This window comes from Paenibacillus oryzisoli (assembly GCF_050467285.1).
Taxonomy (GTDB): Bacteria; Bacillota; Bacilli; order Paenibacillales; family NBRC-103111; genus Paenibacillus_E; species Paenibacillus_E oryzisoli_A.
Map to the genome: position 1 here is coordinate 745,759 of NZ_JBCMUN010000001.1, position 15,506 is coordinate 761,264.

The following is a 15,506-nucleotide window of genomic DNA, read 5'->3' on the forward strand; positions in this document are numbered from 1 at the left end:
CTGCCGAAATAAAGGCCAAAACGGATATGAGGAAGGAATGAACCACGAATGAAAGCGAAATGGGTACTGGCGGTCATGCTAGGCATGATGCTTGTCCTCTCTGCCTGCGGCGGGCCGAAGGTGGATGTGTCTGTATTTGTTATGGGGCCAAATGGCTTCCCGACCGAGGCGGCGGAGAAGATGGAAGCGTCGTTGAAATCCAAAATCGGCGAAGTGCCTTCGGTGAAGCTGAATACCTCTCCGATTTTCTCCATGGAAAAAATGATCGTCGAGCTGGCGGCCGGCGGGAACGGCATTTTTATTTTGCCGGAAGAGCAGTTTAAAGGGTTGAGCTCGCAAGCGGGCTTTGTATCGCTCGATGAAGTGATTAATCCTGCGGATTACCCAAGCGGCGTTGTCGAAATCCAGGAAGAGGGCAAGCCGGCCGAGAAGCATTTGTACGGCATTCCGCTGGAAGGCAACAAATGGATGAAGGATCAAGGCTACGAAGGCAAAGGGCTTGTCGCGTTTATCCCGGCGAATGCGCCGAAAATGGACGAGGCCAAACAAGTGCTAAAAGTGATTGCACAAAAATAAAAAAACGTCTATAATCGACCATTAGATTGATAGGTTCATATGTCAGCGATAGGTGCTCAGTCGCACAGTGTTTGTGTGATGAGCTTAAAAGGGAAGCCGGTCAGAGTCCGGCACGGTCCCGCCACTGTAATTCAGCCATGTCCGAGCGCCAAGTTCGTTCATGCGCTGAACAGTCAGATACCTGCCTATTTGCGGTGCGTACGACAATCCTTCGAGGAAAGGATCGCGTTAAATCAGGAAGCGGCTTCTTATTTCTAGCTGCCTATAACCGCGATTTACGTCTCCTTGATCCGTTTGGGTCAAGGAGTTTTTTTGTCGGATCAATCGAAAACATAGGAGCAGAGAGGAAGAAAAGCAGGATGAAGAAGTGGAATGGGGTTCAAAAGGGGCTCATCGTCTCTTTGGCGATGGCGATGATGCTAGGCCTGGCCGCGTGCGGCAAAAGCGAGACGAGTATTTCCGATCCGGCGAAGCTGGGCGGCGAAGGGACAAAAGCGCCGACAGTAAGCACATCGCCAGCAGCGGCGTCTAAGAAGACGGTATACCCGCTGACTGTGAAGGATGCGACAGGCATGGAGTTTACGTTCACCAAGGCGCCGGAGAAGATTGCATCCGTATCGCCGGCTGAGACGGAAGCGTTGTTCGCGATTGGGCTTGAGAACAACATCGTGGGGGTTTCCGATTTTGACGATTATCCGGAAGCGGCGAAATCGAAGCCGAAGCTCGGCAGCATTACGAAGCCAAACACGGAAGCCGTCATCGCCACGAATGCGGACATCGTGTTCACCGGCGTGTCGATGAAAGCCGATACGGTCGAGAAGCTGCGCGAGATGAAAGTGAACATTTTTAAAGTGGAGCCGAAAACGCTGGATGATGTGATCAAAAATATTCAAATTTATGGTCAGATCACAGATCACCAAGAGCAAGCGGATAAGGTTGTCGCCAAAATGAAAGCGGACATCGAGAAAGTAACAAGCGCTGTCAAAGACGTGAAGCAGGAAAACAAGAAGAAAGTGTACATCGAGTTCGCACCAGGTTGGACGGTCGGCAGCGGCGAGTTCATGGATGAGCTGATCAAGCTGTCCGGCGGTGTTAATGTGGCGACTGAAAAATCGGGCTACTACCAAATTAGCGAGGAAAATATTATTCAGCAGGATCCGGCTGTTATTTTGTTTGCGAGCGGTGTAGTAGATTCCAAGACGAAGAAGCCGCTTGAGGATATTATCCAAACGCGCAGCGGGTGGAATGCGATTGCTGCGGTGAAGAACAAGCAAGTAGTCGGACTTGACCAAAACACGCTAAGCCGCCCCGGCCCTCGTCTGACCGATGGTCTGCTTGCGATGGCGAAAGCGATTTACCCTGAATTGGTGAAATAATGAAAAGAAAATTAGTGCTGGCGGGAGGAGGAGGAGCTATTCTCCTTCTTCTTTCTATTGTGGTAAGCTTATCTATTGGGTCGGCTCATCTCCCGATCTCCCAAATCGTAGCGATTTTGGGCAAACATGTGCCGTGGCTCGGCAGCCAGATCGAGGTGACGTGGCCCAAATCCTCGGAGCAGATTATGAATCAGGTGCGATTGCCACGGGTTTTGCTGGGCGTGCTGGTCGGCGCAGGGCTTTCGCTCGCCGGTGCGGCGTTCCAGGGCGTGCTGCGCAATCCGCTGGCAGACCCGTATTCGCTGGGCGTGTCGTCAGGCGCGTCGGTGGGAGCGGCTTTTATCATTTATTTTGGCCTGCAGGCTGCTTGGCTCGGTCAATGGTCCATTCCGGTTGCAGCGTTTGGTACCGGGCTGATCACGTTGTTCCTCGTTGTTCGGCTCGCGCAAATGGACGGCAAGCTGAAGATGGAAACGCTGATCCTGTCCGGCGTCGTGATGCAAGCTTTTCTGGGCGCGATTGTGTCCTTCCTGATCTCGATGTCCAAGCAGGTTATTAACGAAATCGTCTTTTGGCTCATGGGAAGCCTGGCGATGCATGGCTGGGCGTATGTTGGCATTATTTTGCCTTATGTCGTTATTGGTCTTATCATTTTACTTAGTAATGCGAGGTCGTTGAACCTGTTGGCGCTGGGCGAGCGGCAGGCGGCGCATCTCGGCGTTCATGTGGAACGCACCAAAATTGTCGTGCTCGTCACAGCGACGTTCATTACGGCGGCAGCCGTGTCGGTAGCCGGCGTAATCGGCTTTGTCGGGCTCATCGTGCCGCATCTGGTACGGTTGGTCGTCGGGCCGGATTACCGGCTTATCGTGCCGTTATCCGCGCTGGGCGGCGGCATCTACGTGCTGTGGGCGGACACAGTAGCCCGCACGCTGTTGAGCCCTACGGAAATCCCGCTGGGTGTGGTGACGGCGTTTCTGGGGGCGCCATTTTTTGCCTACTTGCTGTATAAGGAAAAAAGGAAGGTCAGAGGCGCATGAGCATGATCGACGTAAAGCAGCTTTCTTATAAAATCAAAGATCAGGTTATCTTGAAGGAGATCAGCTTTCAGGTCTCGGAGGGCGAGTTTTTCGGCGTCATCGGGCCGAATGGCTCGGGCAAATCGACGCTGCTTCGCCAATTGTCCGGCGTAGATCCGGTGCGCAGCGGCGAGGTGCGGCTTGGAGGCCAACCTGTCGGCAGCTATTCCCGCAAAGAACTGGCGAAGTGGCTGGCGGTGCTTCAGCAGGACGCGCTCCCGCCAGTCGGATTCACCGTGCGCGAGGTCGTGGAGATGGGCCGGTTTCCTTTTCAGAACTGGCTCGGGGAAGAAAAGGAAGACGCCGACGCGCTCATTACGGCGATTCTTCAGAAGCTGGAGCTGACGGCCCTGGCGGAACGCGCGATTGAACGGCTCAGCGGAGGCGAGCGGCAACGGGCGGCATTGGCCAAAGTGATGGCCCAGCAGCCGGGCTTGCTGCTTTTGGATGAGCCGACGACGTTCCTCGATATTGGCTATCAAATTCAAATGATGGATTACATCGCGAACTGGCAAAAAGAAACCGGGTTGACAACCGTAGCTGTGCTCCACGATTTGAATTTGGCAGCGCAGTACTGCTCGCGCCTGCTCGTCATTCACGATGGGTGCGCCGTTGCAGTGGGGACGCCCGAGAAAATTTTGACCAGCGAATTAATTGCTCAAGTATACGGGACGACCCCAATTATTCTGAAGCATCCGGTTAGCGAAGTGCCGCAGGTGCTGCTTCAACCGGGCCAATAAAGGAATGGAGAGTGACAAGAATGAAACAATTGCAAGCCGTAATTGACCGTATTCAACCTTTGCAGGATGAGGTTGTTCGACAGGCGGACGACCATTTGAACCAACTGACTAAGCCTCCCGGCAGCTTGGGCAAGCTCGAGGATATTGCCAGACAGCTTGCAGGGATCACAGGGGAGATCATGCCGGCTTTTGAGAAAAAAGCCGTTATCGTCATGGCCGGCGATCACGGGGTGTGCGAGGAAGGCATTTCGGCGTTCCCGGCGGAGGTAACGCCGCAGATGGTGCTGAATTTCCTAGCTGGCGGCGCTGCCGTCAACGTGCTGGCACGGCATGCCGGGGCAGACGTTGTATGCGTCGATATGGGCGTGAACGCTGATCTGGAGCATCCGGGACTCCTATCCCGCAAGGTGCGGAAGGGAACGCGCAATATGGCGAAAGAGGCTGCGCTGACATCCGAGGAAACGCTGCAAGCGGTGATGGCCGGCGTTGAGGTGGTGAACGATCTTGTCGCACAGGGCTATCGGCTGTTTGCCACGGGCGAGATGGGCATCGGCAATACGACGTCCAGCGCAGCGATTTTATGCGCATTGACGGGGCTGGACGCTGGTGTAGCGGTTGGCCGGGGGACAGGCATCGACGACGCCAAATGGCTGCATAAGCAGGGCGTGGTGAATCGCGTGCTCGATCTGCACGGACTGCGTGGGGCGAGTGGTGAGAAGAGCGTCGAGATGAGTGATGAGATGGGCGGCAAGGTGGGTGGCGAGGTAAGTGATGAGATAGGCAGCAAGGTAGGTGGCGAGGTAAGTGATGAGATCAGTGGCAAGGCAATCGAGGCGGCGAGCGGACGGGCCCTGGAGGTGCTGGAAAAAGTGGGCGGCCTTGAAATCGCCGGACTTGTCGGCGTCATTCTCGGCGCTGCGCAGCATCGCTGCCCGGTCGTGATCGACGGCTTCATCTCGTCGGCAGCTGCTTTGGTTGCCAGCCGTCTGGCTCCACTCAGCGCGTCGTACATGCTGGCCTCGCACCTATCGCAGGAGCAGGGGCATGCGAAGCTGCTGGAAGCGGTGGGACTCAGCGCGATGCTGCATATGGACATGCGGCTGGGCGAAGGCTCCGGCGCCGTGCTGGCGTTCCCTATGATCGAAGCGGCCGGTAAAATCATGAAGGAAATGGCGACGTTTGAGAGTGCGGGCGTGTCGAGGGGGTAACAGCTCGGAGAGAGGAGCTATTGTATGCCTCACCTGCTCTCCATACCACTAACCGAATGGAGCGTAGTTAGCGGCGTGAGCACGTTACGGTGGACCCGTCGCTGCCGCTAACGGGCGCCACAGAGGCTGTTTCTATGAATTCGGCTCGATTTAACTAGATTTCTTTGAAATAAGCGCGGTGGTGACCGTTAGATTCAAAACCGCCCGCTTTTCGGGAGAATAAGCACGCTGGTATCCGTTACAGCTTCTTCATGGCTTTCCCGCTATGTTGTCACGTCAAGCCGCGATCCCTCCTTATGTATACTCGTGATGAGCTGCTTTTTCTAGTCTGTCATGCATGCAGGGGGAGTTCTGGAAGTAGTGGGATCGGAAGGCGGGAAGTTTGAGGGATTGTGAGTTGAGGTCGGGATGCGGGAATATGAGAGATCGATGGTATCGTGTGCGGGTGTCGGGGGTTCGAAGGCTTGAGAATTTGAGTGTGGGTTTCGAGAGTTCTGGAGTTCAGGGGTTCGGGCCAGATTGGGCTTCCAAAGCTGCAAAAAAGCAGGAATTTCCCTCGATCTTCACCTGATTTAATAAAATTCCTGCGAATCAGCAGGAATTTTTGGCTGGGATCCCCTTTTTGAGCAGACTCTGGGGGGAAAACTGCTTTATCGCAGGAATTTTGCTGAAAGAGCCCTTTTTGCGAGAAGTTCCTGCTTATTCGCAGGAATTTACTGCGGTACGCGAGGCACCACAAGAATGGAATTTCACGCAGGCGAGCGCTCGGAGAATCGGGCTAGTTCCACGGTGTAACAAAAGAGGAGGTTTTTCGTGGCTGTTCTAATAACGGGAGGCGCGCGGAGTGGGAAGAGCGGCTTTGCCGAGCGGCTCGCGATGCATCGCGGTACGCACGGGATTTATATCGCGACGTCGCAAATTTATGACGAGGAAATGCGCGAGCGGGTGAGCCATCATCGGCGGCAGCGTGAGACGGCAGGCTTCCCGTGGATGACACGGGAGGAGCCGTTGGCGCTGCAAGAGTTGCTGACGTCGGGGGGGCTTGGCGGTGAAGACCCGCAGGCCGTCGTGCTGGTGGACTGCCTGACGCTGTGGCTGACGAACTGGCTGCTGAAGGTAGAAAGCGAGCCGGACTGCGAGGAACTGGTCATGCGGCAGATCAAGGTGCTGGCGACTGCGGTATCCTCCTACAGTGGACATTTGCTGTTCGTGACGAATGAAGTCGGGGACGGCATCGTGCCGGAGTACCCGCTCGGGCGGCAGTTCCGCGACCTTGCGGGCTGGATGAATCAACGGCTGGCCGAGGTGTGCGAGGAGGTTTTCCTTGTGACGGCAGGCATTCCGATTGAGTTGAAAAGCATCGCTTACCGGATCGGGAATGACCCAGCGACGGGGCAGGCGGACTCACGGCTGCCGTCGCAAACGCTTGACACGCAAACGCCTGACAAGCAAACGCCTGACAAGCAAATGCCAGACACGCAAGCGCCAAGCTCGCAAGCGCGAGGCACACAAACGCCAGACATGCAAAACCCAGACACGCAAACGCCTGGCACGCAAATGCCAGACAAGCAAATGCCAGACAAGCAAGCCTCAAGCTCGCAAGCGTCAGCTCCGCATACTATTGCGCCAAGGGTGCTTTCTCCAGATCAAGGGCGGTGATGTCCATGTGGATGTATTCCTGGCAGGAACTGTTCTGCATGACGGGAGCCGCCATCTTTATCGACTGGCTGGTCGGCGATCCGAAATGGCCGACGCATCCAGTTATTCTTATCGGCCGCTGGATCCGGTGGGTGGAAGGGAAGCTTTACAACAAGCTGGGCTCAGCCGCCATCACCGCTTACTCAGACAAGCAGCTTCGCGCCAGAGGGATTGTGCTGATGCTGTCCACGACTCTGCTGATCTTTCTTGTGATGGCTGCGCTAGTATGGACGGCAGACGCCATTCATCCATGGCTTGGTTATGCGGTGTCCACGTGGTTCATCTCGACAACCGTGGCGATCAAAGGCTTGAAGGACGCGGCGTACCTCGTCGCCGTCCCGCTGCAGGCGGGCAACCTCGCGGACGCCCGCAAATACACCGGCTACATCGTCGGCCGCGACACGGCGGCGCTCGATGAGCCGGAGCTGACGCGCGCCGTCGTGGAGACGGTCGCGGAGAACATCGTGGACGCGGTCGTCGCGCCACTCTGCTACGCCCTGCTTGGCGGCGCACCGCTCGCCATGCTGTACCGGGCATCGAATACGCTGGATTCGATGGTGGGCTACCGAAATGACCGGTACGGTCATTTCGGCTGGGCGTCGGCCCGCTGGGACGACGTCATGAACTGGATCCCGGCGCGTCTCACCGGGATGCTGCTCGTGCTCGTGGCCCTGGCGAAGCCGGGCCTCTCGGCGAGGCGTGCGGCGGCGGCCGTGCGCCGCTTCGCGCACTTGCACCCCAGCCCGAACAGCGGCATACCCGAGTCGGCGGTCGCCGGCGCACTCGGGATTGAGCTCGGCGGGCTGAATGTGTACGGCGGCGTCGCCAGCGAGCGCGCGCGCCTCGGGTGGCCGCTGCGTCCGCGGACGCAGCGGGATATCAGGTACGCCGTAGGAATGCTCTACGGCGTCAGTTATGTCATGATGGGAGGATTGCTGTGCGCCTTACTCGTCTTTGCATGGATTGGCTGAGGGCGTGCGTCGCCGCCTTTCAGTTTTTGACCCGCCTGCCGATTCCGCTGCAGATCGATTACAACGAAGCGGTGTTTCGGCGAAGCGTTGTTTTTTATCCGCTCGCCGGGGCGGTTATTGGGGGATTGCTGTACGGCGCAGGGGCCTTGCTGACGCATCTGCTGCCGCCGCTGCCCGCCGCTGCGCTGCTGCTCGGCCTTTGGATCGCCCTGACCGGCGGCCTTCATCTCGACGGCCTGATGGATACCGCCGATGGTGTGCTCAGCCACCGCTCGCGTGAGCGGATGCTGGAAATTATGAAAGACAGCCGCGTCGGGGCGATGGGTGTCATTGTTTGCGTGATGCATGTGCTTGTGAAGCTGTCATTATTATATACGTGGCTTGAAATGTTGAAGTCGGACGCTGGAGGCAGTTGGCGGCTTGGGATCATCCTCGCGCCGATGTGGAGCCGCTGGTTTATGGTGGCGGCGATCCAAGGTTGGCCGTATGCCCGCAAAGAGGCGGGGCTAGGCAGCCTGTTTCAAAGCGTCACCCCGCGCTTCACTTCAGCTTCGCTGGGCGTAGCCCTGCTCACCACTACGCTTGTGGCGTGCATCGCCGGCCAAGGCGTAAGCGAGGCTTCCCAGCTGCTGCTTGGCGCAGCGCTCCTCACCGTGTTGGCAGGTGTCGCGATCGGCGCTTATTTCGCCCGCAAGCTGGGTGGGCAGACCGGGGATACGTACGGGGCGCTCAACGAGCTGCTGGAAAGTGTGATTTTACTAGGATCTATAATCGCTATGCTTCATATTTAGCGTGTGAAAAGGAGACATTGGCATGCTGGAACGATATGGGCACGGCGGCGACCTGTTGACAGCGCAGGAGACGTTCGGCCTACCGAAAGAGCGCTTTACGGACTTCAGCTCGAACATGAATCCGCTCGGCCCCCCGCCTTGTGTGCGGGAAATTGTGGCAGAGGGATGGAAGGACATTCACAAATATCCCGATCCGGCGGTTCGGGCTTTACGAGGCAAGCTGGCGCATAAATACGGGATTGACCCGGAAAGCATCCTGGTCGGCAACGGGGCCGCAGAATTGATCGATCTGATCGTTCGCGTGCTGAAGCCGGAACGAACGGGGCTGGCCAGACCTTCGTTCAGCGAATACGAGGAAGCGGTGCATAAGACAGATGGGAAGCTGCTCAGCATCCCGCTGCTAGCCGGGAACGGGTTCGCATTAGCTGAGCCTGAACTGGAGCTCGCCATTTCGAGCACGGATCTGCTCTTTCTTGGCCATCCGAACAACCCCACAGGCAGGTTGATTTCGCGTGACGTTCTGGATATGCTGCTGCGCAGCAAGCGCAGACTCGTGCTGGATGAAGCGTTCATGGATTTCATTGAGGATGAGGGGGCGCATTCGATGCTTCGGCTCGCCTCGCAAAGCCGTGAACTGATCGTCATTCGCTCCATGACGAAGTTTTATTCGATTCCTGGCATTCGCCTCGGCTTCATGGTCGCGCATCCGGAGCTTATTCGCGAGGCACGCCGGCTGCAAGTACAGTGGAGCGTGAACGACCTGGCGCAGCGCATCGGTTGTGCGGTGTTGGAGGACGAGCCGTTCGAGGCGGCAAGCCGTCGCTGGTTAAGCGAGGAGAAGCCATGGCTTAGCGCGCAGCTCGGCTCATTGGGACTCGAAGTCATCCCGAGCGACGTGAACTTCCTGCTGTTCTCGTTCCCCAAGGCAACGGGGATGACGGCAGCCAAAGCGCAGCAGCTTCTGGGACAGATGGGCATTCTCATCCGGGACGCTTCTCGCTTCGAAGGGCTGGACGAGCGGTTTTGCCGGGCAGCCGTGAGGCTGAGAGCGGATAACGAAAATTTGGTTGTTGCGCTCTCAACAATACTGGAAGCGTTTCCCATCTCTGGTGGAAGAGGAGGTGTTCACCATGAGGCATGAGGAAGGAAATGATGACGTGATGCAAGCGAAGCCTCACCAAGCGCAGGCGGCCACGTTGATGGTGCAGGGAACGGCTTCCGATGTCGGCAAAAGCATTCTGACGGCAGCGCTGTGCCGCATCTTTGTACAGGATGGCTGGCGGACGGCGCCTTTTAAATCGCAAAATATGTCCCTCAATTCGTACATCACGTATGACGGCAAGGAGATCGGCCGGGCGCAGGGCGTGCAGGCGGATGCGTGCCGTATTCTCGCGACGACGGATCACAATCCGATTCTGCTCAAACCGAAGCAGGATATGGTGGCGCAAGTGGTCGTGCACGGCAAGCCGTATGCGGATCTGGATGCGCGCACGTATCGGGAGCAATACTTGGCGGTAGCGGAAGGCATCGTCAAGGAGGCGCTGGCTCGCCTTCGCGCGGAGCATGACTTGATCGTACTTGAAGGTGCGGGAAGTCCGGCGGAGGTCAATCTCAAAGATCGCGATATCGTCAACATGCGCCTTGCAGGCTGGGCGGATGCGCCGGTGCTGCTGGTGGCGGACATTGACCGGGGCGGCGTTTTCGCGTCGATCGTCGGTACATTGGAAATCTTAACGCCGGAGGAACGGGACCGGGTCAAAGGGTTTATCATCAATAAATTTCGCGGTGATGTCTCCCTCCTGAAGCCAGGACTCGATTGGTTGGAAGCCAAAACCGGTAAGCCGGTGCTCGGCGTGATTCCTTATTTGCCGCAGCTTGGCATTGAGGATGAAGATTCCGCTTCTCTCGATAGCAAGCGCAGCCTTAAGCAGCGCGAGGCGCGCGAGAAGGGGCCGGATCAGCTGGATATTGCGGTGATTCGGCTGCCGAGGCTCTCGAATTTTACGGATTTCGATCCGTTAGAAGAGGAGCCGGACGTTCACTTTCGTTACATTTCCCACGTATCGGAGTGGGGAACGCCGGATGCGGTTATTCTGCCGGGCAGCAAGAACACGATGGACGATCTTTACCACCTGAAGGAAAGCGGGCTTGCCGCCCGTATTCAGGCATTTGCGCAGGAGGAGCAGGGCCATGTCGCCGGCATTTGCGCAGGATACCAGATGCTAGGGGGGATTTTACACGATCCGGACGGCTTTGAATCCGACCATGTGCGGCTGCGGGGATTGGGCTTATTGCCGACGGAAACCTTTTTCACGCCGGAAAAAAGAACGGTGCGAGTGGCCGGGGTCACTTCTCTTTTTTCGGAAGATGGAATAGGCTATGAGATTGAAGGGTATGAAATTCATATGGGCCGCACGCGGTATTCTTGCGAAGTCGACGCGCCGTTTCATATCGCCGAAACTTCGTCTGCTGACGGAGAGCGGCATCCCGACGGGGCGGCAGCGCTCGATCAGCGCGTGTGGGGGACGTATGTGCACGGCATTTTGCATAATGATGATTTCCGGCGGGCGTGGTTAAACCATATCCGTGCGGGTAAAGGGATGACGCTGGCAACGGCTGGCGTTCGCTTTAAAGCGAAGCGGGAGGCGGCTTTCGACCGGTTGGCGGACCATGTGCGGGAGCATTTGGATCTTGCCGCTATCTATGAGATGATAGAACTGCCCTTATCCATACACAAGGAGGAGAAGTGCTAGGATGAAAATTTACACGCGTACGGGAGATGCCGGGCAGACGGGGGTTATCGGCGGACGGGTCGATAAGGACGATGATCGCGTCGAAGCTTACGGTACGACGGATGAGCTGAACTGTTTCGTGGGTCAGGCGATGAGCTTTATGGACCCGCAGTTGTACCCGGATTTGCTGCCGGATCTGCTGCAGGTGCAGCACGAGCTGTTTGATTGCGGTTCCGATCTTGCGCTGCTGAAGCCGGAACTGCGCCCTTATAAAGTAACAGCTGCGATGGTAGACGCGCTGGAAGCGTGGATCGATAAATACGATCAGGAAACGCCGGATATTACGCGCTTTATTTTGCCTGGCGGAGGAAAAGTCTCCTCTACCTTGCATGTGTGCCGAACCGTCTGCAGACGAGCTGAACGCCTTGTCGTTACGCTGGCGCGCACGCAGGAGATCAATCCGGAGGTTCGCCGCTATTTGAACCGGTTGTCGGATTTCTTCTTTACCGTAGCTAGAACCGCGAATTTCCGCGAGGGTGTGCCGGATGTGGAGTACGTGCGAAGCGCAGAGGTGTTCAGACGCAAATCATGAGCTATTATGAGCCTTTAGTGTATATTGTGCCGGAGGAAGAGGAGGGTTTTCTTCTCAAAACGGTGCTGCAAAAACGGTTGATGGTGTCCCGCAAGCTGCTCTCCCGCATTAAATTGACCGAGCAGGGCATTACGGTGAATGGAGAGCGGAAATACATTAATGTCAAGGTCAACGCCGGCGACCGGGTCGAAATTCGTATGGAAGCCGAAGTGTCGGAGGACATTCTGCCCCAGGACATGCCGCTGCACATTTTGCATGAGGATGAGCAACTGCTCATTCTGGCGAAGGATGCCGGCATCATTGTGCATCCGACGCATGGACATTACATGAATACGATCGCCAACGGCGTTGTGTATCATTGGCAGCAGATGGGCGTTTCCTGCCGATTCCGGCCGATTCACCGGCTTGATCAGGAAACGTCCGGCGTGCTTTGCATTGCCAAGAATCCGTATGTGCATCAACAGATTTCCGAGCAGATGATTCGCCACGAAGTGAAAAAGGAATATCTGGCTTTCGTATGGGGCAACGTGGCTGAGCCGAAGGGGACGATCACGGGACCGATCGACCGCGATCCTGAGCAGCCGCATGTGCGCATCGTGACGCCGGACGGCTACTCGGCTGTGACGCACTATGAGGTCGTGGAACAATTTGCGTCCGCTGCACTAGTGCGCATTTGGCTGGAAACGGGGCGGACGCACCAGATTCGCGTGCATATGCGCCATATTGGCCATCCACTGCTGGGGGACAAGATGTACACCTTGCCGCAATATGAGGCGGAGGCCGAAGGGCTGGAGGCGAGCGGGCGTTTGTCGCGTCAAGCGCTGCACGCGCATATGCTGGGCTTCCAGCATCCGGGAACGCGCGCATGGACCGAGTTTCGGGCGCCGCTTCCGGGCGATTTGTGCGAACTTCATCGCTGGCTGCAAGAAAAATCGTAAAAATGTAAGAACCATCCCAAATTATGGATGGTTTTTCTTTGCAATTGCTTGACTTTCCTTGTCAATTAGCCCAAAATTTTAGATAGTTCTGTATTTTTCATCATACCGCATAAAAGGAGTTTGCAACATGGCAGTCAAAGTGTATGGTTACGATAAATGTGGGACTTGCCGGAGTACGATCAAGTGGCTGAACACGCACCAAGTTGAGATTTCCGAGAAGGTTCCTTTATTTGAAACGCCGCCTTCCGCACAGGAATTGGCGGAGCTTCTGGCATTAAGCGGGTTTGGGATCAAGAAGTTTTTTAACACATCGGGCGAAGTCTACAAAGAAATGAATTTGAAAGACAAGCTGCCAGGTATGACGCAGGAGCAAATGCTAGAGCTGTTGGCTTCCAACGGCAGGTTGATCAAGCGTCCGATCGTCACGGACGGCAAGAAAGTGACAGTTGGTTTTAAGGAAGATGAGTTTGAGGGTGTATGGGCGAAAGGGTGAGGCACGTTGGATGAGAAGCGGAAGACTTCCCGCAAAAAATCGCCGCTTGCTATCGGCGGTTTCCTCGCTGTTCTCCTATCGCAAGGCAAGCTGGTGCTTGCTGCCCTAAAGCTTGGCAAAGTCGGCGGTGCGATCATTTCGATGTTTGTCACGATCTGGGCCTACGCTTTGCTGGCTCCCCTTCCATTTGTGATCGGAATTGTGCTGTTAATTCTGATTCATGAGTTGGGCCATGTGCTGGCGGCTAGGATAAAGGGACTTCCTGTCTCCGCTCCCGTATTTATTCCTTTCGTAGGTGCGCTTATCGCGATGAAAAAGCACCCGACCGATGCGGCGACCGAAGCGTATATCGGGATTGCAGGACCTATTGCAGGCACGCTCGGGGGTGTGGCGGTTTTTGGAGTCGGGATGTATCTGGATTCGGGTGTGCTCCTCTCCGTGGCCTATGCCTCCTTTTATCTGAATCTGATTAACTTGCTGCCGATTCATCCGCTCGATGGCGGACGCATTGCGACGGCTGTCACCCGCTGGCTGTGGCTGATTGGGCTGATCGGCGGTCTTGTGTTCATCTGGTATCTCGACCAGCCGCTTAATAAACTGATTTTCTTTGTGGTCTGGGCGATGTTCGCATGGGATTTGTACAAGAAATTTGTACGGTTCCGTCACAAGGAAGAAAGAGTTACCGTCTCGACGCGATTTGAGCACCCGGCGAATCATTTGCTTGGGCAGAGCTATGGGATACCTGGCGAAAATCACACCCGAGAACTGGAGTTTGCCACCTATTCGGATATCCAGGGAGCTGCGGACGGGCGCCAAACGATTATTATGTATTGGCAGGGGATCGGCTTCGAAGGCCATGCGTACATGCCGACGCAATCGCTGATTCGCAAGGTTCAGGTGGTGAAGGTCGATCGTTTGGAGAAGGAAAACGGCTTCTTTTTGGGGTTGCAAGTGCAGGTCGAATATACGCCGCTTGCAGCTGTTAACGACAGCTACTACGAGGTGCCAACCCGTACGCGATGGCTGTTCGGTACCGCTTATTTGGTTCTGGCACTGTTCTTGCTGTATATGATTAGGGTGGTTCATCAGATTGGCATCGCATAACTACACGACATAATGGAGAATGGACAGATGACAATAACAGGCTCACGCAGGCTTAACCAGCTCGGTTCCGCGATTTTCTCGGAAGTGGCGCAGTGGAAGAGCGAGGTTATGAAGCAAGGGGTTGACGTCATAGATTTAGGTATAGGCAGCCCTGACCTGCCGCCGTCGCAGCGCATCGTGAGCGCCATGGTGGAAGCGGTCCAAAATCCTGCCTACTATGGCTATCCAACTTCGGAAGGAAGTCCGGCATTTCGCGAAGCGGTTGCCAAATGGTACGCTCACCGGTTTGGCGTTAAGCTGGACCCGGCTTCCGAAATTTTAACATTAATGGGATCACAGGACGGGCTTGCTCACTTGGCGCTTTCTCTCTGTGATCCGGGCGACATGGCGATCGTGCCGGATCCGGGTTATCCGATATATGCTGCGAGTCTTACGTTGGCGGGAGTGGAGCCTTACCTGATCCCACTTCGTGCTGACAATGCGTACTTGCCTAAACTTGAAGACATTCCGGCTGAAGTGGCTGCCAGAGCAAGATTCATCCTGCTCAACTATCCGAGCAATCCGCTTTCCGCCGTTGCAGATCGCGCTTTCTTTGAAAAGCTTGTCGCTTATGCCAAGAAGCACGACCTGCTTGTCGTACATGATCTTGCCTATTCCGAAATGGCTTTTGACGGCTATAAGCCGATGAGCATTTTGGAAATAGAAGGCGCTAAGGAGGTTTCCGTCGAATTCCATTCTTTATCCAAAAGCTTCAACATGGCAGGCTGCCGCATCGCTTTCCTGACGGGGAACAGCGCCGCTGTCGGCGCGCTGAGAACGCTGAAATCGAATATCGACTATGGGGTATTCGGCGCGATTCAAGCTGCCGGTATCGCAGCTTTGGAAGAGGATATGGAACATGATCATTCCGTTTCGGGCATCTATGAGCGAAGACGCAATCTGTTTATATCGGCCTTGCAGGCTGCCGGTTGGGTGATTCCCCCGCCAAAGGCGACGATGTTTATTTGGGCGCCGATACCTGCCGGGTGGACGTCTCGACAAATTTCCCGGGAAATGTTGTATGAGGCCGGGGTTGTCGTGATTCCAGGAGATGCGTTTGGAGCGGAAGGTGAAGGGTATGTTCGGATCGCCCTTGTGCAAGAAGAAGAGCGATTGCTTGAAGCGGCAAGACGCATTGGGGAATGGCTTCGAGCTACGAAAGAATGAAA

General features: G+C 55.9%; 14 protein-coding genes, 1 pseudogene and 1 riboswitch. All 15 genes and pseudogenes read left to right on the forward strand.

Annotation, left to right across the window (positions count from 1 at the left end):
• The first annotated feature begins 48 nt into the window (after positions 1–48).
• The 15 genes and pseudogenes from ABE504_RS02995 (at position 49) to ABE504_RS03065 (ending at position 15,504) form a co-directional block, all read left to right on the forward strand.
• Positions 49–576: a hypothetical protein gene (locus ABE504_RS02995; RefSeq protein ID WP_430084258.1), complete on the forward strand. Its 528-nt coding sequence runs from the start codon at positions 49–51 to the stop codon at positions 574–576.
• A gap of 33 nt (positions 577–609) precedes the next feature.
• A riboswitch (cobalamin riboswitch) is annotated at positions 610–779 on the forward strand.
• Positions 780–935: 156 nt separating this feature from the next.
• On the forward strand, positions 936–1,952 hold the full coding sequence (locus ABE504_RS03000) for an ABC transporter substrate-binding protein (protein WP_430084261.1): 1,017 nt from the start codon (positions 936–938) through the stop codon (positions 1,950–1,952).
• Entirely contained in the window at positions 1,952–2,992 is a 1,041-nt protein-coding gene (locus ABE504_RS03005; RefSeq protein ID WP_430084264.1) for a FecCD family ABC transporter permease, read from the forward strand. The genes ABE504_RS03000 and ABE504_RS03005 overlap by 1 nt, the downstream gene beginning before the upstream one ends.
• A gap of 2 nt (positions 2,993–2,994) precedes the next feature.
• Positions 2,995–3,771 carry a heme ABC transporter ATP-binding protein gene (locus ABE504_RS03010; RefSeq protein WP_430084753.1) on the forward strand — a complete coding sequence of 259 codons (777 nt, stop codon included), beginning with the start codon at positions 2,995–2,997 and terminating at the stop codon, positions 3,769–3,771.
• 20 nt (positions 3,772–3,791) lie between these two features.
• Positions 3,792–4,979 carry a nicotinate-nucleotide--dimethylbenzimidazole phosphoribosyltransferase gene (locus ABE504_RS03015; protein WP_430084267.1) on the forward strand — a complete coding sequence of 396 codons (1,188 nt, stop codon included), beginning with the start codon at positions 3,792–3,794 and terminating at the stop codon, positions 4,977–4,979.
• A gap of 813 nt (positions 4,980–5,792) precedes the next feature.
• Positions 5,793–6,353 (forward strand): annotated as a pseudogene (gene cobU, locus ABE504_RS03020) (bifunctional adenosylcobinamide kinase/adenosylcobinamide-phosphate guanylyltransferase); the annotation flags it as partial.
• A 290-nt stretch (positions 6,354–6,643) separates the two neighbouring features.
• Positions 6,644–7,648 (forward strand): adenosylcobinamide-phosphate synthase CbiB, encoded by a 1,005-nt coding sequence (gene cbiB / locus ABE504_RS03025; protein WP_430084270.1) that lies wholly within the window; start codon positions 6,644–6,646, stop codon positions 7,646–7,648.
• Complete coding sequence (cobS, locus tag ABE504_RS03030) at positions 7,615–8,439, forward strand: adenosylcobinamide-GDP ribazoletransferase (RefSeq protein ID WP_430084273.1); 825 nt, start codon at positions 7,615–7,617, stop codon at positions 8,437–8,439. The genes cbiB and cobS overlap by 34 nt, the downstream gene beginning before the upstream one ends.
• A gap of 22 nt (positions 8,440–8,461) precedes the next feature.
• Positions 8,462–9,580 carry a threonine-phosphate decarboxylase CobD gene (gene cobD, locus ABE504_RS03035; RefSeq protein ID WP_430084276.1) on the forward strand — a complete coding sequence of 373 codons (1,119 nt, stop codon included), beginning with the start codon at positions 8,462–8,464 and terminating at the stop codon, positions 9,578–9,580.
• The gene (locus ABE504_RS03040) at positions 9,570–11,192 is read left to right on the forward strand and encodes a cobyric acid synthase (protein ID WP_430084279.1); all 1,623 of its coding nucleotides are present in this window, start codon (positions 9,570–9,572) and stop codon (positions 11,190–11,192) included. The genes cobD and ABE504_RS03040 overlap by 11 nt, the downstream gene beginning before the upstream one ends.
• Position 11,193: 1 nt before the next feature.
• Positions 11,194–11,763: a cob(I)yrinic acid a,c-diamide adenosyltransferase gene (locus tag ABE504_RS03045; protein WP_126142198.1), complete on the forward strand. Its 570-nt coding sequence runs from the start codon at positions 11,194–11,196 to the stop codon at positions 11,761–11,763.
• The gene (locus ABE504_RS03050) at positions 11,760–12,701 is read left to right on the forward strand and encodes an RluA family pseudouridine synthase (RefSeq protein ID WP_430084282.1); all 942 of its coding nucleotides are present in this window, start codon (positions 11,760–11,762) and stop codon (positions 12,699–12,701) included. Before ABE504_RS03045 ends, ABE504_RS03050 begins: the two co-directional genes overlap by 4 nt.
• A gap of 127 nt (positions 12,702–12,828) precedes the next feature.
• A complete protein-coding gene (locus ABE504_RS03055) occupies positions 12,829–13,194 on the forward strand; it encodes an arsenate reductase family protein (protein WP_430084285.1) in 366 nt (121 codons plus the stop codon).
• A 6-nt stretch (positions 13,195–13,200) separates the two neighbouring features.
• Positions 13,201–14,298 (forward strand): site-2 protease family protein, encoded by a 1,098-nt coding sequence (locus ABE504_RS03060; RefSeq protein ID WP_430084288.1) that lies wholly within the window; start codon positions 13,201–13,203, stop codon positions 14,296–14,298.
• Positions 14,299–14,325: 27 nt separating this feature from the next.
• Entirely contained in the window at positions 14,326–15,504 is a 1,179-nt protein-coding gene (locus ABE504_RS03065; protein ID WP_430084291.1) for an aminotransferase class I/II-fold pyridoxal phosphate-dependent enzyme, read from the forward strand.
• Positions 15,505–15,506: the final 2 nt, after the last annotated feature.

Coding starts and splice junctions, on each gene's coding strand:
- ABE504_RS03065 (WP_430084291.1), top strand. CDS start 14,326: ATGACAATAACAGGCTCACGCAGGCTTAACCAGCTCGGTTCCGCGATT.
- ABE504_RS02995 (WP_430084258.1), top strand. CDS start 49: ATGAAAGCGAAATGGGTACTGGCGGTCATGCTAGGCATGATGCTTGTC.
- ABE504_RS03010 (WP_430084753.1), top strand. CDS start 2,995: ATGATCGACGTAAAGCAGCTTTCTTATAAAATCAAAGATCAGGTTATC.
- ABE504_RS03000 (WP_430084261.1), top strand. CDS start 936: ATGAAGAAGTGGAATGGGGTTCAAAAGGGGCTCATCGTCTCTTTGGCG.
- ABE504_RS03005 (WP_430084264.1), top strand. CDS start 1,952: ATGAAAAGAAAATTAGTGCTGGCGGGAGGAGGAGGAGCTATTCTCCTT.
- ABE504_RS03015 (WP_430084267.1), top strand. CDS start 3,792: ATGAAACAATTGCAAGCCGTAATTGACCGTATTCAACCTTTGCAGGAT.
- ABE504_RS03045 (WP_126142198.1), top strand. CDS start 11,194: ATGAAAATTTACACGCGTACGGGAGATGCCGGGCAGACGGGGGTTATC.
- ABE504_RS03040 (WP_430084279.1), top strand. CDS start 9,570: ATGAGGCATGAGGAAGGAAATGATGACGTGATGCAAGCGAAGCCTCAC.
- cobD (WP_430084276.1), top strand. CDS start 8,462: ATGCTGGAACGATATGGGCACGGCGGCGACCTGTTGACAGCGCAGGAG.
- cbiB (WP_430084270.1), top strand. CDS start 6,644: ATGTGGATGTATTCCTGGCAGGAACTGTTCTGCATGACGGGAGCCGCC.
- ABE504_RS03050 (WP_430084282.1), top strand. CDS start 11,760: ATGAGCTATTATGAGCCTTTAGTGTATATTGTGCCGGAGGAAGAGGAG.
- ABE504_RS03055 (WP_430084285.1), top strand. CDS start 12,829: ATGGCAGTCAAAGTGTATGGTTACGATAAATGTGGGACTTGCCGGAGT.